Source organism: Luteimonas sp. TWI662, from assembly GCF_039673825.1.
Taxonomy (GTDB): domain Bacteria; phylum Pseudomonadota; class Gammaproteobacteria; order Xanthomonadales; family Xanthomonadaceae; genus Luteimonas.
In genome coordinates, this window is sequence record NZ_JBDJMI010000001.1 from 354895 (window position 1) to 376367 (window position 21473).

The 21473-nt window shown below is 71.0% G+C and carries 25 protein-coding genes; 14 read left to right on the forward strand and 11 right to left on the reverse strand.

What is annotated here, in order from left to right:
* Positions 1 to 65 precede the first annotated feature (65 nt).
* The 6 genes from ABE488_RS01810 to ABE488_RS01835 all read left to right on the forward strand — a co-directional run bounded on the left by ABE488_RS01810 (position 66) and on the right by ABE488_RS01835 (position 5567).
* The gene (locus ABE488_RS01810) at positions 66 to 458 is read left to right on the forward strand and encodes a PTS fructose IIA subunit family protein (protein WP_337244290.1); all 393 of its coding nucleotides are present in this window, start codon (positions 66 to 68) and stop codon (positions 456 to 458) included.
* A 42-nt stretch (positions 459 to 500) separates the two neighbouring features.
* Positions 501 to 770 carry an HPr family phosphocarrier protein gene (locus ABE488_RS01815; RefSeq protein ID WP_241945511.1) on the forward strand — a complete coding sequence of 90 codons (270 nt, stop codon included), beginning with the start codon at positions 501 to 503 and terminating at the stop codon, positions 768 to 770.
* A 58-nt stretch (positions 771 to 828) separates the two neighbouring features.
* Positions 829 to 2562, forward strand: coding sequence for a phosphoenolpyruvate--protein phosphotransferase (gene ptsP / locus ABE488_RS01820; RefSeq protein WP_346445191.1), 1734 nt, complete (start codon positions 829 to 831; stop codon positions 2560 to 2562).
* Between the two features lie 137 nt (positions 2563 to 2699).
* A complete protein-coding gene (gene mgtE / locus ABE488_RS01825) occupies positions 2700 to 4061 on the forward strand; it encodes a magnesium transporter (protein ID WP_337244287.1) in 1362 nt (453 codons plus the stop codon).
* An 11-nt stretch (positions 4062 to 4072) separates the two neighbouring features.
* Positions 4073 to 4711, forward strand: coding sequence for a DUF1294 domain-containing protein (locus ABE488_RS01830; RefSeq protein WP_346446853.1), 639 nt, complete (start codon positions 4073 to 4075; stop codon positions 4709 to 4711).
* A gap of 25 nt (positions 4712 to 4736) precedes the next feature.
* Entirely contained in the window at positions 4737 to 5567 is an 831-nt protein-coding gene (locus ABE488_RS01835; protein ID WP_346446855.1) for a prolyl oligopeptidase family serine peptidase, read from the forward strand.
* Between the two features lie 58 nt (positions 5568 to 5625).
* On the opposite strand, the gene ABE488_RS01840 is transcribed toward ABE488_RS01835, so the two are convergent.
* From ABE488_RS01840 to ABE488_RS01860, 5 genes are all read right to left on the reverse strand, one after another.
* Complete coding sequence (locus ABE488_RS01840) at positions 5626 to 7023, reverse strand: amino acid permease (RefSeq protein ID WP_346446857.1); 1398 nt, start codon at positions 7021 to 7023, stop codon at positions 5626 to 5628.
* Between the two features lie 71 nt (positions 7024 to 7094).
* Positions 7095 to 8042, reverse strand: coding sequence for an aspartate carbamoyltransferase catalytic subunit (locus tag ABE488_RS01845; RefSeq protein ID WP_346446858.1), 948 nt, complete (start codon positions 8040 to 8042; stop codon positions 7095 to 7097).
* A gap of 70 nt (positions 8043 to 8112) precedes the next feature.
* On the reverse strand, positions 8113 to 8601 hold the full coding sequence (gene ruvX / locus ABE488_RS01850; protein WP_346445186.1) for a Holliday junction resolvase RuvX: 489 nt from the start codon (positions 8599 to 8601) through the stop codon (positions 8113 to 8115).
* Positions 8598 to 9152, reverse strand: a complete 555-nt coding sequence (locus ABE488_RS01855; protein ID WP_346445185.1) for a YqgE/AlgH family protein — start codon at positions 9150 to 9152, stop codon at positions 8598 to 8600. Before ABE488_RS01855 ends, ruvX begins: the two co-directional genes overlap by 4 nt.
* Before the next feature lie 186 nt (positions 9153 to 9338).
* On the reverse strand, positions 9339 to 9794 hold the full coding sequence (locus ABE488_RS01860; protein ID WP_346446860.1) for a peptidylprolyl isomerase: 456 nt from the start codon (positions 9792 to 9794) through the stop codon (positions 9339 to 9341).
* A 100-nt stretch (positions 9795 to 9894) separates the two neighbouring features.
* Between ABE488_RS01860 and ABE488_RS01865 the strand changes: the two genes are divergently transcribed.
* Positions 9895 to 10434, forward strand: a complete 540-nt coding sequence (locus ABE488_RS01865; RefSeq protein WP_346446862.1) for a DNA-3-methyladenine glycosylase I — start codon at positions 9895 to 9897, stop codon at positions 10432 to 10434.
* Positions 10435 to 10510: 76 nt separating this feature from the next.
* On the opposite strand, the gene ABE488_RS01870 is transcribed toward ABE488_RS01865, so the two are convergent.
* From ABE488_RS01870 to ABE488_RS01885, 4 genes are all read right to left on the reverse strand, one after another.
* A complete protein-coding gene (locus ABE488_RS01870) occupies positions 10511 to 11137 on the reverse strand; it encodes a superoxide dismutase (RefSeq protein WP_183427425.1) in 627 nt (208 codons plus the stop codon).
* A 135-nt stretch (positions 11138 to 11272) separates the two neighbouring features.
* Complete coding sequence (locus ABE488_RS01875) at positions 11273 to 12052, reverse strand: M48 family metallopeptidase (RefSeq protein ID WP_346446863.1); 780 nt, start codon at positions 12050 to 12052, stop codon at positions 11273 to 11275.
* A 108-nt stretch (positions 12053 to 12160) separates the two neighbouring features.
* On the reverse strand, positions 12161 to 13291 hold the full coding sequence (locus ABE488_RS01880) for a PilT/PilU family type 4a pilus ATPase (RefSeq protein WP_346446864.1): 1131 nt from the start codon (positions 13289 to 13291) through the stop codon (positions 12161 to 12163).
* A 106-nt stretch (positions 13292 to 13397) separates the two neighbouring features.
* Positions 13398 to 14435, reverse strand: a complete 1038-nt coding sequence (locus ABE488_RS01885; RefSeq protein WP_337244275.1) for a type IV pilus twitching motility protein PilT — start codon at positions 14433 to 14435, stop codon at positions 13398 to 13400.
* A gap of 170 nt (positions 14436 to 14605) precedes the next feature.
* On the opposite strand from ABE488_RS01885, the gene proC reads away from it, so the two are divergent.
* Both proC and ABE488_RS01895 read left to right on the forward strand, forming a co-directional pair.
* Positions 14606 to 15448 carry a pyrroline-5-carboxylate reductase gene (gene proC / locus ABE488_RS01890; protein ID WP_346446865.1) on the forward strand — a complete coding sequence of 281 codons (843 nt, stop codon included), beginning with the start codon at positions 14606 to 14608 and terminating at the stop codon, positions 15446 to 15448.
* Complete coding sequence (locus ABE488_RS01895) at positions 15441 to 15914, forward strand: DUF4426 domain-containing protein (RefSeq protein WP_346446866.1); 474 nt, start codon at positions 15441 to 15443, stop codon at positions 15912 to 15914. The genes proC and ABE488_RS01895 overlap by 8 nt, the downstream gene beginning before the upstream one ends.
* Before the next feature lie 55 nt (positions 15915 to 15969).
* Here the strand turns inward: ABE488_RS01895 and ABE488_RS01900 are convergent, their stop codons facing one another.
* Both ABE488_RS01900 and pdxH read right to left on the reverse strand, forming a co-directional pair.
* Positions 15970 to 16587, reverse strand: a complete 618-nt coding sequence (locus ABE488_RS01900) for an NAD(P)-dependent oxidoreductase (RefSeq protein ID WP_346446867.1) — start codon at positions 16585 to 16587, stop codon at positions 15970 to 15972.
* Positions 16588 to 16704: 117 nt separating this feature from the next.
* Positions 16705 to 17343 carry a pyridoxamine 5'-phosphate oxidase gene (gene pdxH / locus ABE488_RS01905; protein ID WP_346445221.1) on the reverse strand — a complete coding sequence of 213 codons (639 nt, stop codon included), beginning with the start codon at positions 17341 to 17343 and terminating at the stop codon, positions 16705 to 16707.
* A 59-nt stretch (positions 17344 to 17402) separates the two neighbouring features.
* On the opposite strand from pdxH, the gene ABE488_RS01910 reads away from it, so the two are divergent.
* From ABE488_RS01910 to hemE, 5 genes are all read left to right on the forward strand, one after another.
* On the forward strand, positions 17403 to 18212 hold the full coding sequence (locus ABE488_RS01910; protein ID WP_346445176.1) for a kinase: 810 nt from the start codon (positions 17403 to 17405) through the stop codon (positions 18210 to 18212).
* A 68-nt stretch (positions 18213 to 18280) separates the two neighbouring features.
* A complete protein-coding gene (locus ABE488_RS01915; protein ID WP_346446868.1) occupies positions 18281 to 18841 on the forward strand; it encodes a shikimate kinase in 561 nt (186 codons plus the stop codon).
* A gap of 89 nt (positions 18842 to 18930) precedes the next feature.
* On the forward strand, positions 18931 to 20025 hold the full coding sequence (aroB, locus tag ABE488_RS01920) for a 3-dehydroquinate synthase (RefSeq protein WP_346446870.1): 1095 nt from the start codon (positions 18931 to 18933) through the stop codon (positions 20023 to 20025).
* A gap of 68 nt (positions 20026 to 20093) precedes the next feature.
* The gene (locus ABE488_RS01925; protein ID WP_346446871.1) at positions 20094 to 20354 is read left to right on the forward strand and encodes a WGR domain-containing protein; all 261 of its coding nucleotides are present in this window, start codon (positions 20094 to 20096) and stop codon (positions 20352 to 20354) included.
* Entirely contained in the window at positions 20354 to 21472 is a 1119-nt protein-coding gene (hemE, locus tag ABE488_RS01930) for a uroporphyrinogen decarboxylase (RefSeq protein ID WP_346446873.1), read from the forward strand. The genes ABE488_RS01925 and hemE overlap by 1 nt, the downstream gene beginning before the upstream one ends.
* Position 21473: the final 1 nt, after the last annotated feature.

Here is a 21473-nt window from a genome sequence, read left to right on the forward strand (position 1 = left end):
GCGCGGACGCTGCATCACGGCCGCGACGCTTCCGGGCGGTCCCCTCGCTCTGGTAACGTCCACGCATGGCCGTCGGCGTACTCCTCTTGACCCACGAAGGCATCGGCACGGCGATGCATGCCGTGGCCGTGCGCCTGTTGACGCAACTGCCGCTGCGCACCGCGGTGTTCGAGGTGCCCTTCGACGAAGCGCTCGAGGTGTCGCTGCCCAAGGCCAGCGCGGCGATGCGCACGGTGGACGATGGCGACGGCGTGCTGATCCTCACCGACCTCTACGGCGCCAGCCCCAGCAACGTCGCCGCGCAGCTCGCGCGGCTCGGCACCCCGGCCCGGCGCATTTCCGCGCTCAGCCTGCCGATGCTGCTGCGGGTGATGAATTATCCTGAGCAGGCGCTCGACACCTTGCCGGCCACCGCCGCGGCGGGCGCCCGCAACGGCGTCGTGCTCGACGACGCCTGACGCGCCCCCCATCTCCCGCTTCCAGGACAGGCCCCACCCCCGATGATCGAACGTGAACTGCTCGTCGCCAACAAGCTCGGCCTGCATGCGCGCGCCACCGCCAAGCTGGTGCAGGTGCTGTCGGGCTTCCGCTGCAATGCGACGCTGCTCGCCAAGGGCCGCGAGGTCAACGCCAAGAGCATCATGGGGGTGATGCTGCTGGCCGCCGGTCACGGCACCCGGGTGGTGCTGCGGCTCGATGGCGATGACGAGGCCGCCGCCATGGACGCAGCCGCCGCGCTGTTCGAACGCCGGTTCGACGAGGAAGGATGATGGATACCCCGCTGGCCGCGCGCGCGACCTGCCGTCCGGTAGCGGGCGAGCGCGCCTGATGCGACAGTCGCTGCACGGGCACGGCGCCTCGCGCGGGAACGCGCTGGGACGTGCGCGCGTCCGCGAGCCGCATGCGCTCGAGGTCGCCGAAGAGCGGATCGGCCCCGAGCAGGCGCCGGACGAGCTGGCGCGGCTGCATGCCGCGATCGCCCAGGTGCGTGGTGAGATCCGCATCATGCGCGACCAGTTGCACGGCGCGCTGGCCCACGAAGTCGGCGAGTTCCTCGATCTGCACACGCTGCTGCTCGACGATCCCGAGCTGTTGCAGGGCCTGGACGAGCTCGTCGGCACCGGGCTCTATGGCGCCGACTACGCCCTGCGGTTGCAGCGCGACCGCCTGGCCGCGGTGTTCGAGGGCATGGACGATGCCTACTTCCGCAGCCGCATCGAGGACATCGATCACGTCATCGGACGGGTCCACGCCGCATTGCATGCGCACGAGGCCGAGCTGCAGGGCGTGGCCGGCGAGATCCTGGTCACCGATGCCATCGCGCCATCGGAGGTCGGCCGGCTGCAGGCCCAGGGCGTGCTGGCCATCGTCACCTCGACCGGCAGTACGCTGTCGCATTCGGCGATCCTCGCCCGCAGCCTGCAGTTGCCGCTCATCGTCAACGCGCCGCAGGCGCTGGCCCAGATCAACGATGGCGCGGTGCTGGTCGTCGATGGCGCCACCGGCGAGATCGTCGTCGAGCCCAATGCCGAGGACCTGCGCGCCTATCGCGCGCGGGTGCGTGAAGAGAAGCGCGAGCGCAAGCAGTTGCGCCGACTGCGTCGCGAGCCGAGCAAGACGCTCGACGGCGTCGACATGAAGCTGTGGGCCAATGCCGAATCGCGCGAAGACGTCGCCGAGGCGCATGCGCTCGGCGTGGCCGGCGTCGGCCTCTACCGCACCGAATTCCTGTTCCTGCAGAGCCGCGAGATCCCCGACGAGCACGCGCAGTTCCGTGCCTACCGCGATCTGGTGCTGGGCATGACCGGCCGCACGGTCACGATCCGCACCCTCGACATCGGCGCCGACAAGGCCGACGACACCGGCCTGGCCCTGCGTCACGAGCCCAATCCCGCACTGGGGCTGCGCGGGGTCCGGCTGTCGATGGCGCGCAACGGATTACTGGAGACCCAATTGCGGGCGATCGCACGCGCCTCGGGCTACGGCCCGGTGCGCGTGCTGGTGCCGATGGTCAGCGGCCGCGAGGAGATCGTCGCGGTGCGCCGGTTGCTCGACCGCGTCCAGCGCGACCTGCGCGCCGAGGGGCACGAGACCGCCGAGCGGATCGCGATGGGGGCGATGATCGAGGTGCCGTCGGCGGCGATCGCGCTGCCCACGTTCGTGCGCGAGCTCGACTTCCTGTCGATCGGCACCAACGACCTGGTGCAGTACCTGCTGGCCGCCGACCGCAACAACGATGCGCTCGGCGACCTGTACTCACCGTTGCACCCGGCGGTGATCCGGCTGCTGCACGGCATCGTGCGCGTGGCGCGCGCGCGCGGCATCTCGGCCTCGGTCTGCGGGGAGATCGCCGGCGACGCGCGCTTCACCCCGCTGCTGCTGGCGTTGGGCATCGAGGAACTGAGCCTGCACCCCGCCCCGCTGCTGGAAGTGCGCCGCGCGATCCGCGGAATCGACCTGGGCGCCCTGCGATCGCGGACGCCGGCGTTGCTGCGCGCACGCGACCGTGCGTCGATCGAACGCTGGCTCGATGCCGCGCAGCCCGAGCGCACAGCCGGCTGAGCCGGTGCCCCACCCCAACGCGCGCGAACCGTCGCGCTTGACCGGGGTGTGCAGATGGGCAGGCAGCGCGGATAATGCGCCGATGCACATCTGACCCAGTCGCGCCGCGTGCGTCGCGACGCGCAACGGAGCCGTTTATGGCCGAAGCCGTCCGCCACGACAAGACCGCGCGCCAGCTGCGTCTGCTCTCCGATGCCCTCGACAGCGGGCGGCTGGGGCCGGTGCGGCGCATGGTCAACACGCTGGCGCCGGCCGAGATCGGCAACCTGCTCGAATCCCTGCCCCACGACAAGCGCATCGTGGTCTGGGGGCTGGTCGATGCCGACGACGATGGCGAGGTGCTGGTCCACGTCGGCGACGAGGTCCGCGAGAGCCTGATCGCGGACATGGACCCCGACGAACTGGTCGCCGCAGTCGAAGATCTCGATATCGACGACCTCGCCGACCTGGTCGAGGACCTGCCCGATGCGGTCATCGACACGCTGCTGCGGTCGATGGACCGGGAGAACCGCGAGCGCCTGGAGCAGGTGCTCTCCTATCCCGAGGACACCGCCGGCCGATTGATGAACCCCGACGTGGTGACGGTGCGCGCCGACACCACGGTCGATGTCGTGCTGCGCTTCCTGCGCCTGCGCGGCGAACTGCCCGACCACACCGACCACCTGTACGTGGTCAACCGCCGGCACCAGTTGATCGGCTGGGTCGCGCTGCAGGATCTGGTGACCCGCGACCCCGGCACCCCGATCAATCGGCTGATCGACGACGAGCTCGACTCGATCCATGTCGACGAATCGGCCGACCAGGTCGCGCGCCAGTTCTCCGACAACGACTGGGTGTCCGCGCCGGTGGTCGACGACGGTAACGTGCTGCTGGGCCGGATCACCGTCGACGACGTGGTCGACATCATCCGCGAGCAGGCCGAACACCAGGCCCTGGGCGCGGCGGGTCTGGACGAGGACGAGGATCTGTTCTCGCCGATCCGGCGCGCGGTGCGCGGCCGGGTGGTGTGGCTGGGCATCAATCTGCTGACCGCGTTCATGGCCGCCTTCGTGATCGGTCGCTTCGAGGCGACGATCGAAAAAGTCGTGGCGCTGGCGGTGCTGATGCCGATCGTCGCCGGCATCGGCGGCAATGCCGCGGTGCAGGTGCTCACGTTGATGGTGCGCGGCCTGGCGCTGGGCCAGGTGGGCGCCAGCAACGCCCGCATCCTGATGTGGAAGGAACTGCGCGTGGCGCTCATCAACGGCATGTTGATCGGCACCCTGGTCGCCCTGGTCGCGCTGGTCTGGTTCCACGACTGGGTGCTGTCGCTGGTGATCTTCACCGCGCTGGTGATCAACTTCTGCTCGGCCGCGACCGCTGGCGTGCTGCTGCCGTTGCTGCTCAAGCGCATGCGGGTCGATCCCGCAGTCGCCGGCACGGTGGTCGTCACCGCGGTGACCGACATCATGGGCTTCTTCAGCTTTCTGGGCCTGGCCACTGCGATCATGCTGCGCTGAGGGCCGCATCGATGCCGCCGACCTCGCAACCGGGAAAGATCGCCAGTTGGGACGACGGCCGCGGCTACGGCTTCGTCGAGCCGCTCGATCCTGCCGACGGGCCGCGCGCGTTCTTCCACATCCGCGACTACGACCAGGGCGGCCGCCGGCCGGACGTCGGCGAGATCGTGCGCTACACGCCCGAACGCCAGCCCGATGGCCGCTGGCGCGCCCATCGGGTGGTTCGTGTGTCACTGACCGCCGCCCGCGATCGGCGGCGGCGCCAGGCGCCGCCAGCGGCCCGGTTGCACGCACGAGGGCACGGCGGCGCGCTGGCGATGACGCTGGCGATCGCGTTGTGGGCCGCGGCGTTGGCCTGGGGCATCGCCATCGGCCGCCTGCCCGCAGCGCTGGTCCCGGCGCTGGCAGTCCTCAACCTGGTGACGTTCGGGATGTACGCGCTCGACAAGCGCGCCGCGCAGGCCGGGCGCCGTCGCACACCCGAGGCCCAGTTGCACCTGTTCGAACTGCTCGGCGGCTGGCCGGCCGCCTGGCTCGCGCAACGCCTGCTGCGGCACAAGAGTGCCAAGCGCGCCTACCGACATGTCTTCGTGACGATGATCGCGCTGCATGCGATCGCCCTCGCCCTCGTCCTCCGGCCCGCCTCCTGAGCGCGCCCCCGTCCTGGAGCCTCCCATGTCCCTGCCCCCCGATTCCACGTCCCGCCGCCGCGTGCTGCGCGGTCTCGCACTCGCCGGCGCCGGTGGCGCGGCCTGGCTCGCCGGTTGCCGCTCGTTGTCGTCCACACCGGCATCGGGCCACTTCGTGCGCCGCGCGGTCGAGGTCGGCGGACGCCGCCATGCCTACCAGGTCTTCGTGCCGGCGGCGGCCGTGCCCCGGCCACTGCCGGTGGTGTTGTTCCTGCACGGCTCGGGTGAGCGCGGCAGCGACGGCGACAAGCAGACCCACGCCGGCCTGGGGCCCCACGTGCGCGCGCACGCGGCCGATTTCCCGGCCCTGGTGGTGTTTCCGCAATCGCCCGAGGGCACATCGTGGGAAGGCGACGTGGCGACGATGGCGCTGGCCGCGCTCGATGCCGCCACGGTCGAGTTCGACGGCGACCGGCGCCGCACCTCGCTGACCGGCATGTCCCGCGGTGGCTACGGCACCTGGTCGCTGGCCCTGCGTGCGCCCGAGCGCTTCGCGGCCCTGGTGCCGGTCTGCGGCGGTATCACCCCGCCCGGCACCCGCCCCGATCTCAACAGCCTGCAGGTCGAATCGACCCGCGAGGCGCCCAACCCGTTCGATGCCGCCGCGCAACGGCTGCGCGACATCCCCAGTTGGCTATTCCATGGCGCCCGCGACGACGTCGTGCCCCCGGAGCAGTCGCGGCGGATGTACGCAGCGCTGCAGCGCGTCGGCGCCGACGTGCGTTACACCGAATTCCCCGACGCCAATCACAACAGCTGGGACGCGGCGTACGCCACACAGGCAATGTGGGACTGGTTGTTCGCGCAGCGGCGCTGAGCGACGCGTCGACCGGGCAGAACGCGTGCCGGCATCGCCGGCCGCGCCCGATAGGCAACTAGCGCGCGGACCGCGCCCCGGTCCGCAGCCGGCGTGCCAGCGCGCCGAGCGCGGCGACCACCGTGGTCAACAGCACCATCGACAGGAACTGCGCGCGGGTGTCCGGGGATGCGATCAACAGCACGAAGATCAGCCCCAGGATCGCCAGCGCGGCCAGCGTCGGCACCGGGAACCCGCCCATTCGGTACGGCAGCGCCGTGCCTGCCCGATCCGCGCGGCGGCGCAGGATCAGCTGCGAGACCAGCGCGATCGTCCAGACCAGCAGACAGGTCGCGCCGACGATGTTGAGCAGCACCGGCAACACCCGCTGCGGGAACAGCAGTTCCAGGCCCGCTGCAAGGAAGCCGAACGCGACGCTGGCCAGCACCGCGGCGACCGGCACCTGGCGGCGATCGCTGCGCCCGAGGACCGCCGGCGCCTCGCCGCGCCGGGCCAGCGACCAGATCATCCGCGACGCGCCGTAGAGGTTGGCGTTGAGCGCCGACAGCAGCGCGATCACCGCGACCAGGGTGATCGCGGCCGCTGCGCCGGGAATCCGTGCCACCTGCAACACCGCCGCGAACGGCGAGGCCAGCGCTGGGCTGTCCCAGGGCACGACGGCGACGATCACCGCGATCGAGCCCAGGTAGAACACCAGGATGCGCCAGGCGACGGTGCGGATCGCACGCGCCAGGCTGCGCGCCGGATCGTCGGTCTCGGCAGCGGCGATGGCGACAATCTCGGTGCCGCCGAACGCGAACACCACGACCAGCAGCGCCGCGCCGACGCCCATCAGCCCGTTCGGCGCGAAGCCGCCATTGGCATGGAAATGCGCCAGCCCCGGCGATGCGACGTCCGGCAGCCAGCCCAGCAACAGCGCGACGCCAACAGCGATGAAGGCCAGGATCGCGACCACTTTCAGGATCGCGAACCAGAACTCGAACTCGCCGAAATTGCGCACCCCCAGCAGATTGATCGCGGTGAACACCGCCATGAACGTCAGCGCCAGCCCGGGCACCGAGAGGCCGGGCCACAGGGTCTTCAGCAGGCCGGCCGCGCCGACCGCCTCGGCGGCGATCACGATCACCACTTGCAGCCACCACAGCCAGCCGACCGTCGCGCCCGCGGTGGCGCCCATCGCGTCCTCGGCGTAGACCGAGAACGCGCCGCTGGCCGGCTTGGCCGCCGCCATCTCGCCCAGCGCGTGCATCACCACGATCACCAGCGCGCCGGCGATCAGGTAGGACAGCAGCACCGCCGGACCGGCGGCCTGGATGCCGACCCCCGAGCCCAGGAACAGACCGGCGCCGATCGCGCTGCCCAGGCCCATCATCACCAGCTGGCGCGGCTTGAGCGCGTGCGCGGAGACCGCGACCGGGCGGGCGGCCTCGGGACGGGGCGTAGAGGTGGGCTGCATCGGGGCCGGCCTGGGTCGAAAGGCAGGCACGATACCCGATTCGCGTCGCCGTAACCGGCCCGCGCCCGGGCTCAGGCCAGCAGCGCCTCCAGCGCGGCCATGCGCACCGCGACGCCATTGCGCACCTGGCGCAGCACCCACGATTGCGGGCCGTCGGCGACCTCGTCGGCGATCTCCACGCCGCGGTTCATCGGGCCGGGATGCAGCACGACCGCATCCCGCGCGGCCAGCCGCAACCGGCGCGCGTCGAGTCCGTAGTCGCGGTGATAGTCCTCCAGCGAGCCGACCAGGCCTTCCTCCATGCGCTCGCGCTGCAACCGCAGCATCATCACCGCGTCGACACCGTCGAGCGCGGCATCCAGATCGTGCGAGACCGCGCAGCCGGCCAGCGTGGTCTCGTCCGGCAGCAGCGCCGCCGGGCCGCACACGCGGATCTCGCCGGCGCCGAGCGTGCGCAGCGCCTGGAGGTCGCTGCGTGCGACCCGCGAGTGCTTCACATCGCCGACGATCGCCACGCGCAGACCCGAGAAATCCGTGCCCTTGGCCTGGCGCAAGGTCAGCATGTCGAGCAGGCCCTGCGTGGGATGCGCGCTGCGCCCGTCGCCGGCATTGAGCAGCGCGGTGTCGGGCGCGGCGGCCTGCGCCAGCGTGGCGACCGCACCATCGGCGCTGTGGCGCACGACGAAACCGCGCACGCCCATCGCCTCGATGTTGCGGAAGGTATCGAGCGCGGTCTCGCCCTTGGTCGTCGACGAGGTCGACGCGTCGAAGCCGAGCACGTCGGCGCCGAGGCGCTGGGTCGCGCGCTGGAAGCTCAGCCGGGTCCGCGTCGATGGCTCGAAGAACAGCGTGCAGATCGCGACGCCGGCCAAGCGCGCATTGCGCTCGTCCCCGTCGAGGATCGCCTGGGCGCGGTCGAGCAGCATCTCCAGGCTCACACGCGGCAGGCCGTCGAGGGTCAGCAGATGGCGCAGGCGGCCGTCGGCGTCGAGTTGCGCGGAAGAAGCGGTCTGGGACATCGCGGTGGGCGGGCAGCGGCGGGAACTCGATTGTCCCGCACCCGGTGCCCGCGCGGATAGCGCGCGTCGGTCAGCGCATCACCGGCGTGCCGGTGTCCGGCGCGGCGAGCCAGCGCTCAACGATGACCGCCGCGGCGACCGCGTCGAGTGTCGCCGCGTCGCGGCGGCGCCGGCGCCCCTCGGCCCGGTCGACAGCGAAGCGGCGGGCCGCCTCGATCGAACTCGCCCGCTCGTCGATCAGCACGACCGGCAGGCCGAAGCGGGCGACGAGTTCGCGCGCGAACGCATGCGCCCGGACCCGTGCGGGCTGGTCGCCGCCGTCCAGGGTCAATGGGTCGCCGACGATCATGCCGTCGGGCCGCCAGTCCTTGTGCAGCCGCACGACCGCCGGCCAGTCGATCTGGCCGCCATGCACGTCGACCACCGCCAGCGCGCGCGCGCCGTGGCCGAACGCGCTGCCCACGGCCACGCCGATGCGCCGCGCCCCGACATCGAACCCGAGCACCGTGCCGTCGCGGCGGATCGCCGGGGCAGCGGATTCGGACCCGGCCTCGCTCACGCCCGTCCGCCGTGACTGACGACCAGGGTCATGTCGACGCCGATCCGGCCGGCCGCCGCCTGCCAGCGCGCGTCGAGCGGGGTGTCGAACAGCAACGGGGCATCGGCGGGCACGGTCAGCCAGCTGTGCTGGGTCAGTTCCTGCTCGAGCTGGCCGGCGCCCCACCCGGCACAGCCGAGCGCGACGATCGCGTTGTCCGGCCCTTCGCCGGCCGCCATCGCTTCGAGCACATCGCGCGACGTGGTCACGCTCAGCCCCTCGGCGATCGCCAGGCTCGAGTCCCAGCGCGGGTCGCCGTCGTGCAGCACGAAGCCGCGCTCGGGATGCACCGGCCCACCGGCCAGTACACGGTGGTCGCGCAGGCGCTGGTCGATGAGCACGATGCCCATCTGCTCGAACACCTCGCCCAGGGTGTACTCCGAGGGCCGGTTGACGACCACACCCATCGCGCCATCGGCGTCATGCTGGCAGATCAGCGCGACCGAACGCGCGAAGTCGGGATCCTGCAGCGCCGGCAGCGCGACCAGCAGGTGATTGGCGAAGAACGACATGGCGACATTCTAGCCGGCCGCCCCGCAGGCGACCGTGCACGACCTGAAGGCCAGCATCGCGCAGGCGCGATCCACTGCCCACCCCCTCGCCGCCTGCCGTGCAAGCCCTTCCCTGGCGGTCCGCATCGGCATCACCGACTGACATTAGTCGCCGGTCCGGGCCGGGCTGCGCTCGACGCCGCGCCGTCACAGCCCGAACTGGATCTCCTGCGGCGTCGCCACCCGCACGCCGACCACCTCGACCTCGGCGCGCAGCGTGCGCCCGGCCAGCGGATTGTTGCCGTCTACCGTGATGCTGTCGGCATCGAGCGCGGTGACGGTGACGTCCAGCGGGCCCTTCTCGGTCTGCGCGCGCAGCTTCTCGCCGACCGCCGGCACGGCGCTGCCGGTGAACACGCTGCGCGGCAGGCGCTGCACCAGGCCGTCGTGGCGCGGCCCGAAGCCGGCTTCGGGCGGGATCTCGACGGTGAACGTGTCGCCGGCGCTGTGCCCCTCGAGCGCCTCTTCCAGTCCACGGATGATCCCGCCGCTGCCGTGCATGTAGACCAGCGGATCATGGCCGCGGGTCGTGGCGATCTGCGCGCCGGAGGTGTCCGACAGCGTGAAGTGGACCGTGGCGACACGACGGTGTGCGATTTCCATCGGCAGTTCCTGCTGGGCGATGGCGCATGGTCGCGCGGCCCCCGTGAAGGGCGCAAGCCGGTGTCTGGCGCCCGGCGCCGGGCCTGCCTATGCTGCGCGCATGAGCGGCTACTGCGACATCGCGCCCGGCCATCCGCTGCACGGGCCCTACCACGACACCGAGTACGGCTTTCCGCAGCGCGAGGAAGCGGTGCTGTTCGAGCGCCTGCTGCTGGAGATCAACCAGGCCGGGCTGAGCTGGGAGACAGTGCTGCGCAAGCGCGCGGGCTTTCGTGCCGCCTACGACGGCTTCGATGTCTATACTGTCGCCGGCTACGGCGAGGCCGACCGCGCGCGCCTGCTGGCCGACCCGGCGATCATCCGCAACCGGCTCAAGATCGACGCGGCGATCCACAACGCCCAGGTCGTACAGGGCCTGCGTGCAAGTCATGGCGGCTTCGCCGCGTGGCTGGACGCGCACGCCAACGAAGACGGCCGGCCGCGCGACAAGGCATCGTGGGTGAAGCTGTTCAAGCGCACGTTCCGGTTCACCGGCGGGGAGATCACCGGCGAGTTCCTGATGAGCCTGGGCTATCTGCCCGGCGCGCACCGCGCCGACTGCCCGGTCGCACGGACGCTCGCGCGCCGGACCGCGCGCTGACCGCCGGATCCGGCACCCCGAACGCATTCCGGCCGCTTGCGCGGCCGGAACGGTTGCCACAGGCGTGGGCGCAGGCTCAGCCCTTGACCGCGGCCTGGTAGCGGCGCTCGACTTCGTTCCAGTCGACGACGTTGTAGAACGCGGCGATGTAGTCGGGGCGACGGTTCTGGTACTTGAGGTAGTAGGCGTGTTCCCAGACGTCCAGACCCAGGATCGGGGTGTTGCCCGAGCCAATGCCCTGCATCAGCGGATTGTCCTGGTTGGCGCTGCTCTCGACCTTCAGCGTGCCGGCCTTGTCGACCGACAGCCAGGCCCAGCCGCTGCCGAAGCGACTGATGGCGGCCTTGGTGAAGGCCTCCTTGAACGCATCGAAACCGCCCAGGTCGCTGTCGATGTGCTTGGCCACATCGCCGACCGGCGCGCCGCCGCCCTTGGGCGACATCACCGTCCAGAACAGCGAGTGGTTGGCATGGCCGCCCGCGTTGTTGCGCAGCGGACCGCGCTTGTCCTCGGGCAGCTTGTCGAGGTTGGCCACCAGTTCCTCGACCGGGCGATCCGCCCACTCGGTGCCTTCGAGCGCGGCGTTGGCGTTGTTGATGTAGGTCTGGTGGTGCTTGGTGTGATGGATCTCCATCGTCTTGGCGTCGATGTGCGGCTCGAGCGCGTCGTAGGCGTAGCCAAGTTCGGGAAGGGTGTAGGCCATCAGCGGGACTCCTCTTAGATGAATGCGCCATTGTCCTCCGACGGAGGTCAAACTGGCGACAAGGCCCGGCTACGATACGCATAGCCGGTGCCAAATCGGAACAACGCAGCGTTTCGCGACGCGTGCCCCGCGCCCTCAGCGCAACTGCGCCTGGATGCGCTGTGCGCGCCGCGCCGGATCGGGATGGCTGGACAGCATGCCGGCCTTGGGGCCGCCGTCGTCGAGCTTCTGCAATGCGGTCACGGCCGCCTGCGGATTGAAGCCGCCGCGCTGCAACAGCCCCAGGCCGTAGCCGTCGGACTCGAGCTCGTTGGACTGCGAATGCTGCGCCTTGACCACCTCTTCGACCACGCCGCCCAGTTCGGACGCCGCTAGGCGGCCGGCTGCGTTGCCGGTACTCGCCACGCCCTTGCGCGCCGCCTGGGCGAGATAGGCGGTCCGGAACCGGGCCTTGCTGTGGCCGTGCTTGACGTGGCCGATCTCGTGCCCGATGACGAAGCGCAGTTCGTCGTCGTCCATCGCGTCCATCAGGCCGCTGAACACTCGGACCGAGCCGTCGGGCAAAGCGAAGGCGTTGATCTCGGGCGTGCGGTAGACCTTGAAGTTGAGATTCAGGCCGGCATCGTTCTCCCAACCGGAGACCAGACGCGCCAGCCGCTGCGCGTAGGGATCGTTGGCGGGCGCGACGAGGTTCTCGGCGTCGTAGGCGAGCGCGGCCTCGGCGCCGAGGATGGCGATGTCCGCATCGCTGAGCGTCAGCCCTTTGACGACGTCGCTGCCGACATCCAGCGCGGTCTGGGCCCGACCGCCGCCCAGCCCCTTGAGCCGGTCGAGCGCGCTCTGCGCGTGCGCGGCCGAGACCGCTGCGGCCAGCAGCGAGACAGCCAGGACGCAGCGAGGAACGAAGTGGTGCATGGTGCTTCCTTGTAATGGGATCGGATCGGCGACGCGCACCGGGCCCGTCGCCGCGCGCGGATTTTCAGCCGCACGCGCCTCGCCGATCAAGCGTCCGGCTCCTCGCTCTCAGCGGACCTCGGCGACTTCCACCCCGTCCAGGCCCTGGGCCAGCGTGCGCGCATCGCCCCCCTGCGCCAGCTTGATGCGCAGGCGCACCTCGTTGGCCGAATCGGCGTAGCGCAGCGCGTCCTCGTAGGAGATCTCGCCGGCCTGGTAGAGCTCGAACAACGACTGGTCGAAGGTCTTCATGCCCAGGTTGGTCGACTCTTTCATGATCTCCTTGAGCTTGGGAATCTCGCCTTCGCGGATGTAGTCCTGCACCAGCGGGGTTCCGAGCAGGATTTCCATCGCCGCGCGCCGGCCCTTGCCGTCGGGCGTGGGGATCAGCTGCTGGGCGATGACGCCCTTGAGGTTGAGCGACAGGTCCATCAGCAACTGACTGCGCCGGTCCTCGGGGAAGAAATTGATGACCCGGTCCATCGCCTGGTTGGCGTTGTTGGCGTGCAGCGTGCACAGCACCAAGTGGCCGGTCTCGGCGAACGCGATCGCGTGGTTCATGCCCTCGCGCGTGCGCACCTCGCCGATCATGATCACGTCCGGCGCCTGGCGCAGGGTGTTCTTGAGCGCGGCCTCCCAGTTGTCGGTGTCGATGCCGACCTCGCGCTGGGTGATGATGCAGCCGGCGTGCCGATGCACGAACTCGATCGGATCCTCGATCGTGATGATGTGGCCGGTCGAGTTCTGGTTGCGGTAGCCGATCATCGCCGCCAGCGATGTCGACTTGCCGGCGCCGGTGCCGCCGACCATGATCACGATGCCGCGCTTGGTCATCGCCAGCGTCTTGACCACCGCCGGCAGGTTCAGTTCCTCGATCGTCGGGATGTGCGTCTCGATGCGCCGCAGCACCATGCCGACCTGGTTGCGCTGGTAGAAGCACGAGATGCGGAACCGCCCCACGCCGGAAACCCCGATCGCGAAGTTGCATTCGTGCGTGCGCTCGAACTCCTCGCGCTGCGGCGGCGTCATCACATTGAGCACCATGTCGCGCGCCTGCTGCGGCGTGAGCGGTGTCTGCGTGATCGGCGAGATCTTGCCGTGCACCTTCATTGACGGCGGCAGGCCGGCGGTGATGAACAGGTCCGAGGCCCGCTGGTGGGCCATCAGCTTGAGGAACGAAGTGAAGTCGAGGCTGCTCATCAGTGCTCCTGCGGCGCCGTGATCGATCATGGGCAATTCGTGATTGGAACGAGCCGCCGCGCGTCGCCGTCACGGACCACTGTTCACCGACCCCCAAATCACCGGCTCACTCGAAAAGTCGCTTGTCCTTCGCATGTTCCTTGGCCTGGGCGCGTGCGACGACGCCACGCCTGACCAGGTCCTGGAGATGCTGGTCGAGGGTCATCATGCCCGACTGCTGGCCGGTCTGGATCGCCGAGTACATCTGCGCGACCTTGTCCTCGCGGATCAGGTTCCGGATCGCCGGAATGCCGACCATGATCTCCCAGGCCGCAGTGCGGCCGCCGCCGACCTTCTTGAGCAGCGCCTGGGAGATCACCGCGCGCAAGCTTTCCGACAGCATCGAGCGCACCATCGCTTTTTCGCCGGCCGGGAAGACATCGATGATACGGTCGATGGTCTTGGCTGCCGAACTGGTGTGCAGGGTGCCGAACACCAGGTGGCCGGTCTCGGCGGCGGTCAGTGCCAGGCGGATCGTCTCCAGGTCGCGCAACTCGCCGACCAGGATGTAGTCGGGATCCTCGCGCAGCGCCGAGCGCAGCGCCTCGTTGAAGCCGTGGGTATCGCGGTGGACTTCGCGCTGGTTGACCAGGCACTTGTGCGAGGTGTGCACGAACTCGATCGGATCCTCGACCGACAGGATGTGCGCGTATTCGTTCTTGTTGATGTGGTCGAGCATCGCCGCCAGCGTGGTCGACTTGCCCGAGCCGGTCGGCCCGGTCACCAGGATCAGGCCCTGCGGCTGGTCGATGAGCTGGCGGAAGATCGGCGGGCAGTTGAGGTCGTCGAGGGTCAGCACCTCGGACGGAATCGTGCGGAACACCGCACCAGCGCCGCGGTTCTGGTTGAACGCGTTGACGCGGAAGCGCGCCAGGCCCGGGATCTCGAACGAGAAGTCGACCTCGAGGAACTCCTCGTAATCGCGCCGCTGCTTGTCCGACATGATGTCGTAGATCAGCGCGTGCACCTGCTTGTGGTCGAGCGCGGGAATGTTGATGCGCCGCACGTCGCCGTCGACACGGATCATCGGCGGCAGGCCGGCTGACAGGTGCAGGTCGGAGGCCTTGTTCTTGACCGAGAACGCCAGCAGTTCGGCGATGTCCATGGGGTTCCTCGTTGGTGGTCCGGCGACGGCGCAGGCCAGCGGCGGCTGGCGCCGCCCGGTGTCCGGCGGCAGTATAGACCCCGCCGTCGCAGCCCCGATGCGGCCGCGTCGCCGGACTGCGCGGCACGGCATCCGGGACGGCGCCCTTCCTGCCATTTTCCGGACTTCTCATGCCTCCAGCCTCCGTCTCCGACACCGACACCGCGACCGCCTTCGTGGGCGGCGGCAACATGGCGCGCAGCCTGATTGGCGGGCTGCTCGCGCGCGATGCCGACCCGCGCACGATCCGCGTCGCCGACCCGAACGCCGGTACCCGCGAGGCGCTCGCCCGCGACTTCGGCATCCTGACATTCGAGACCGCCGCCGAAGCGGTCGCCGGCGCCGGGACCTGGGTGCTGGCGACCAAGCCGCAGGTGTTGCGCGAGGTCTGCGAGGCGCTCGCGCCGCTGGCCGCCGAAGCGCGTCCGCTGGTGCTGTCGATCGCGGCGGGCATCACCGCCGCACAGCTCGAGCGCTGGCTCGGCGGCGGGGTCGCGGTCGTGCGCACGATGCCCAACACCCCTGCCCTGCTCGGCGCAGGCGTGACCGGCCTGTTCGCCAACGCACAGGTCGATCCGACCGGGCGCCAGCGCGCCGATGCCTTGCTGCGCAGCGCCGGACCCACGGTGTGGATCGAGGACGAAGCACGCATGGACGCGGTCACCGCGGTCTCGGGCAGCGGCCCGGCCTACGTCTTTCTGCTCGCCGAAGCCATGGAAGCGGCAGCCGTCGCCCAGGGCCTGCCGCCGGCCGATGCGCGCACACTCGTGCTGCAGACGGTGCTCGGCGCGGCGCGCATGCTCACCGAGAGCGACGAGGCGCCCGCCGCGCTGCGCCAGCGGGTGACCTCGCCCGGCGGCACCACCCAGGCGGCAATCGAGGCCTTCGAGGCCGGCGGGCTGCGCGCATTGGTGGCCGAGGCGATCGCCAGCGCGGCGCGGCGCGGCGCCGAACTGTCGGCCGCCAATGACTGAACGCGGGCGACCGCTCGTGGCCATGCTGGCGCTGGCGCTCGCCGCCTGTGGTGCCGAGCCGTCGACGCCCCCGCCAGGCACCAACAGTGGCGGCAACACCCTCGCGATGCCCGAACGCGCCATGCTCGGCACGGCCGAGATCGAGGCCAGCGTCGCGCCGACTGCGCGTATCTCCGATGCCGCCGCGCGCCAGTACGGCATCGACCGCGGCGATGACCGCGTGCTCGTACTGGTCAGTGTGCGCGACGGCGATGCCGCGCCACGGGTGAGCGTGACCGGCCATGCGCGCGACCTGCGCGGTGTGCGTCAGTCGCTGGCGTTCGCCCCGGTGACCGTCGACGGGCAGGTCGAGCATGTCGCCATGGCCCGGGCGTCCGGCCCCGACACCCTGCGGCTGGCGCTCGAGGTCGCGGGCCCCGACGGCGCCCGCACCGTGCTGCGTTTCAGCCGCGAGATCCCGCGCTGACCACGCGCAAGGGCCTCCAGGCGCCGCGGCACGCCCGCGACGCCGTGCAGCTGCCTCAGTAGCCGACGCTGATGCGCTGGCGCGGATGCGCCGGACGCTCGATCTCGTCGGCGAACGCGATGGCGTAATCCTCCATCGAGATCGCGCTGCGGCCCTGGGCATCGACCGGCAGGCTGTCGCCGCCAACCCGGAAAACGCCCGTGCGCTCGCCGGGCTCGAACACGGCCGCCGGCGAGACGAAGGTCCAGTCGAGGTCGGCGACGTCACGCAAGGCCTGCAGAAACGCACGGCCGGCAGCGGCCTCGGCGCGATAGGCCTCGGGAAACTCCGGGGTATCGATCAAGGCGACGCCCGGCGCGACCTCCAGGCTGCCCGCGCCGCCGACGACCAGCAGCCTCGGCACACCGGCTGCGCGGACCGCGTCGACGACGACCTGCGCACTCGGCCCCCCGTCGAAGCGGGCGGCGCTGACCACGACATCGTGCCCGGCCAGCACCGGCGCGAGCGACGCGCTGCGCGAGGCATCGGCCGACTGCAGGCTCAGCCCCGCCTGCGGGGGAACATCGGCGGTGTTGCGGGCGATGCCGGTCACGCGGTGGCCACGTGCGAGCAGTTCGCGCGCCAGGCGCGCCCCGACCCGACCAGTCACGCCGATAATGGCGATGCGTTGCATGGAGGGATTCTCGAAGCGGGGGGCCTGCATGCTAGTGCGCAGGCCGCCGCGGCGGGCCATCGGCAGCGCAAAGCAGCGTTCCGTTCCCGCACCGGCCGCGTCGGGCCGGCGAGCGCTCTAGGGATAGAGCATCCGCTTGCGGCAATTGCCAGCGGCATCGCACTCATAGAGCCAGCGCTCGTGCAGGCGATAATCGGCGCCGTACCAGAACTCCATGCGGTCGGGGCGGACGCGCAGGCCCGACCAGCGCGGCGGGCGCGGCACCTCGCGCCCCTCGAACTCGCCGGCGACATCGTCGAGCCGCTGCTCGAAGGTCGCGCGATCGTCGAGTTCTTCAGACTGCCGCGAAGCCCAGGCCCCGAGCTGGCTGCCGCGCGGCCGCGACGCGAAGTACGCGTCGGCCTCCTCGTCGCCGACGATCACCACCGGCCCCTCGATGCGGACCTGCACGCCGTGGCGCACGCGCGGCCAATGGAACAGCAACGCCGCCTGCGGGTTGTCCTGCAGCTCGCGGCCCTTGCGGCCGTCGAGATGGGTGTAGAACACGAAACCGCGCTCGTCCCAGGCTTTGAGCAGCACGACGCGCGCCGACGGGCGCCCGTCAAGGGCGGCGGTGGCGACGGTCATCGCGGTGCGGTCGGGCTCGCCGGCCGCGGCGGCCTCGTCGAACAGCACGGAAAACGTGGACAGGGCTTCGGTCAGCAAGGCGGCGCAGGGCGTGGTCATGTGCCGATCATCGCGCCGCCGCGTCGCGATGTCGAACGTCGGCGTGCAGTTGGCCACTGGCGGCCTCGACGCTCGGGTATCGTGCCGCGATGGCCACCCCGCCCTCGCCCACGCAATGGCCCGACGCGCTCGTCGCGCGCGTGCTCGACGATGCCCTGCGGCACGACACGCGCGTGCTCGGCATCAGCGGCCTGCAAGGCACGGGCAAGTCGACGCTGGCCGCCCAACTCGCCGACGCCGGTCGGGCGCGCGGGCTCGCGATCGCGGTGCTCTCGCTCGACGACCTCTATCTCGACCGTGATGCCCGGCAGACCCTGGCCCGCACCGTGCATCCGCTGCTCGCCACCCGTGGCCCGCCAGGCACGCATGCGGTCGCACTGGGCTGCGCGCTGCTCGACACGCTGCGCGCCGGCGGCATCGCCCGGCTGCCACGCTTCGACAAGGGCTGCGACGACCGTCGGCCGCCGGCCGACGGGGCGAGCGCCGGACCGGTCGCATTGACCGTATTCGAGGGCTGGTGCCTGGGCGCGACGCCTGAACCTGCGGACGCGCTCGCCACGCCGATCAACGCGCTGGAGCGCGACGAAGATCCCGACGGCACGTGGCGCCGCTGGTGCAATACCGCGCTCGCCCGCGACTACCCCGCGCTGTGGCAGCGCATGGACCGGCTGCTGTTCCTGCAACCGCCCGGCTTCGAGGTGGTACCGAGCTGGCGCTGGCAGCAGGAACAGGCGCTGCGCCGCGCGACGCCCGACCGGGCCGGCATGGACCGCGCCCAGGTCGAACGCTTCGTGCAGCACTACGAGCGCGTCAGCCGGCGCCTGCTGCGCACGTTGCCGGACGCGGCCGATGTCGTGATCGCTCTGGACGCGCAGCGGCGCGTATGCCCGCCCGACTGATCGGCCCCGCGCCCGCAACGACGTGCGACCGGCACCGATGCGAGGCGCACCGCTGCTAGGATTCGGCCATGCATTCCGCCCCCAACCTCGTGCTCGTCGGTCCGATGGGTGCCGGCAAGTCGTCAATCGGCCGCCGTCTGGCGGCCCGCTTCGGGCTGGCGTTCGTCGACGTCGACCACGAGGTCGAGGTCCGCACCGGCGCGACGATCGCCACGATCTTCGACTGCGAGGGCGAAGCGGGCTTCCGCGCGCGCGAACAGGCGACGCTGGCCGCGGTGCTCGAGGGCACGCGCCAGATCATCGCGACCGGCGGCGGCGCGGTGCTCGACGCCGAGAACCGGCGGCGCATGCGCGAGCGCGGCTTCGTGGTCCATATGCACGCCGATGTCGACACCCAGCTCGCCCGCCTGGCCCGCGACCGGGCACGGCCGCTGATCGCCGGTGACGATCGCAGCGACGTGCTGCATCGGCTGGCACAAGTGCGCGCACCGCTGTATGCGCAGGCGGCCCATCTGCGCTTCGATACCGGCGTCTACGGCTGCGCGGAAGCCGCGGTCGCGCTCGGCCATCTGGTCGAGACCCACTGGCGACCCGCCACATCCCCGACACCGGATCGGCCGGCCGCATGAGCGCCGCCGCGCCATCCCCACGTCCCCCGCCTGGCGTGCGCCACGTCGATGCCACGGGCCAGGCCCCACGCGCAACCGAGTCATCCCCCATGCCCCCATCGCTTCGTGAAGTCGCCGTCGCCGGCGAACGCCCCTACACCATCCACATCGGCCCTGCGCTGCTCGACGACGGCGCGCTGCTCGCCCGTCACGTGCGCGGCGGCGAGGCGATGCTGGTCAGTGATCGCCACGTCGCCCCGCTCTACGCCGACCGGGTCGCCGCCGCGCTGCAGGCCGCCCGCCCGGACCTGCGCGTGCATCGCCATGTCTTGCCGGCCGGCGAGTCGGCCAAGACCCTGGCCCATTTCACCCAGGTCATCGACGCGATGGCGCAGGCGCGGTTGCGCCGCGATGCGACCCTGTTCGCCCTGGGCGGCGGCGTGATCGGTGACTTGGCCGGCTTCGCCGCGGCGTGCTGGATGCGCGGCATCGACTGCGTGCAACTGCCGACCACGCTGCTGGCCATGGTCGATTCGTCGGTCGGCGGCAAGACCGCGGTCGACCTGCCGCAAGGCAAGAATCTGGTCGGCGCCTTCCATCCGCCGCGCGCGGTGATTGCCGATACCGGGGCGCTGCGCACCCTGCCTGCGCGCGAGTTGCGCGCCGGCCTGGCCGAAGTGGTCAAGTACGGCGCGATCGCCGATGCCCCCTTTCTCGACTGGCTCGATGCCCAAGCACCAGCGCTGCTGGCCATGGACGAGGCCGTGCTGACCGAGGCGGTCGCGCGCAGTTGCGCGCACAAGGCCGCGATCGTCGCGCGCGATCCCTTCGAGCACGGCGAACGCGCGCTGCTCAACCTTGGCCACACCTTCGGCCACGCGATCGAGACCGAGCAGGGCTACGACGGACTCAACCACGGCGAGGCGGTCGCGGTCGGCATGGTGCTCGCCGCGCGCCTGTCCGAAGCGCTGGGTCTGGCGCCGGCCGACGACACCGCACGCCTTTCCGCGTTGCTGTCCCGCCTGGACCTGCCGGTCGCGCTGCCGGCAGGCCTCGATCCCGAACGGCTGCTGGCGCACATGCGGCTCGACAAGAAGGCCCAGGCCGGCGGCCTGCGTTTCATCGTCTGGTCCGGCGCCGGCCGCGCGCAGGTGCTGGCCGACGTGCCCGAAAGCGCAGTGATCGGCGTGCTGCGCACCGGCTGACGCCGTTGCGACACCGCGTTCCCCGCAACGCGGCCCGCGCCTTGCCTGCGCCCCGTACAATGCCGCCCATGCGACTGCTGCTGCAACAACCGGCCCAGGGCCACGAGGCCGCGCGTTTCGTCCAGCTGATGCTGCAGCCCGACCTGCTCGGCGGCTGGACGCTGGTGCGCGAGTCGGGGCAGATCGGCGGTCGCAGCCAGTTGCGCAGCCAGCAGTACGCCGACGAGCCCAGTGCGCTGAGCGCACTCCAACGTGCGCGCGACACCCAGCTGCGGCGCGGTTTCCATCTGGTCGGCACACACGCAACGACGGTGCCGCCCGCCCCCTGATGCCCGCGCGGCGCACGCCGACGCACCGAGTAAGGAAGAACGCCTTGTCCGCACCCCTGAAGAACGACCGCTTCCTGCGCGCACTGCGCCGCGAGCCCGTGGACCGCACGCCGGTCTGGCTGATGCGCCAGGCTGGGCGCTACCTGCCCGAGTACCGCGAGACCCGTCGCCAGGCCGGCAGCTTCCTGGGCATGGCCAAGCAGCCGGACATCGCCTGCGAAGTCACGCTGCAGCCGTTGCGCCGCTTCCCGCTCGACGCGGCGATCCTGTTCTCCGACATCCTGACCATCCCCGATGCGATGGGCCTGGAGCTGTACTTCGTCGAAGGCGAAGGCCCCAAGTTCCGCCACCCGGTGCGCGACGCCGCGGCGATCGCCCGGCTCGGTGTGCCGGACATGGAGACCGAGCTGCGCTATGTGATGGACGCGGTGCGGCTGATCCGTCGTGAGCTCGACGGTGCGGTGCCGCTGATCGGCTTCTCGGGCAGCCCGTGGACGCTGGCCTGCTACATGGTCGAGGGCGGTGGCAGCAAGGACTTCGCGCGCATCAAGGCGATGGCGCTCAACGACCCGCAGGCGCTGCACGCGCTGCTGTCGGTCAACACCGACGCGGTGATCGCCTACCTGGCCGCACAACGCGCCGCCGGTGCGCAGGCGCTGCAGGTGTTCGACACCTGGGGCGGCGTGCTGAGCCCGGCGATGTACCGCGAGTTCTCGCTGCCGTACCTGGCACGCATCGCCAAGGAGCTCGAGCGCGGCGACGGCGCCGACCGCGCACCGCTGATCCTGTTCGGCAAGGGCACCGCCGCCTACCTCGAAGACCTCGCACAGACCGGCGCCGACGGTGTCGGCGTGGACTGGCTGATCGAGCTCGGCGATGCCGCGCGCCGCACCGGCGGCCGCGTCGCCCTGCAGGGCAACCTCGACCCGGCGACGCTGTACGGCGCGCCCGATGCGATCCGCAGCGAAGTGCGGCGAGCGCTCGACAGCTACGCCGCCGGCAACCAGGGCTCGCGCGACGGCCACGTGTTCAACCTCGGCCACGGCATGTCGCCGGACATGAACCCCGACCACGTCGCGGTGCTCGTCGACGAGGTGCACGCCTACAGCGCGCGCTGAC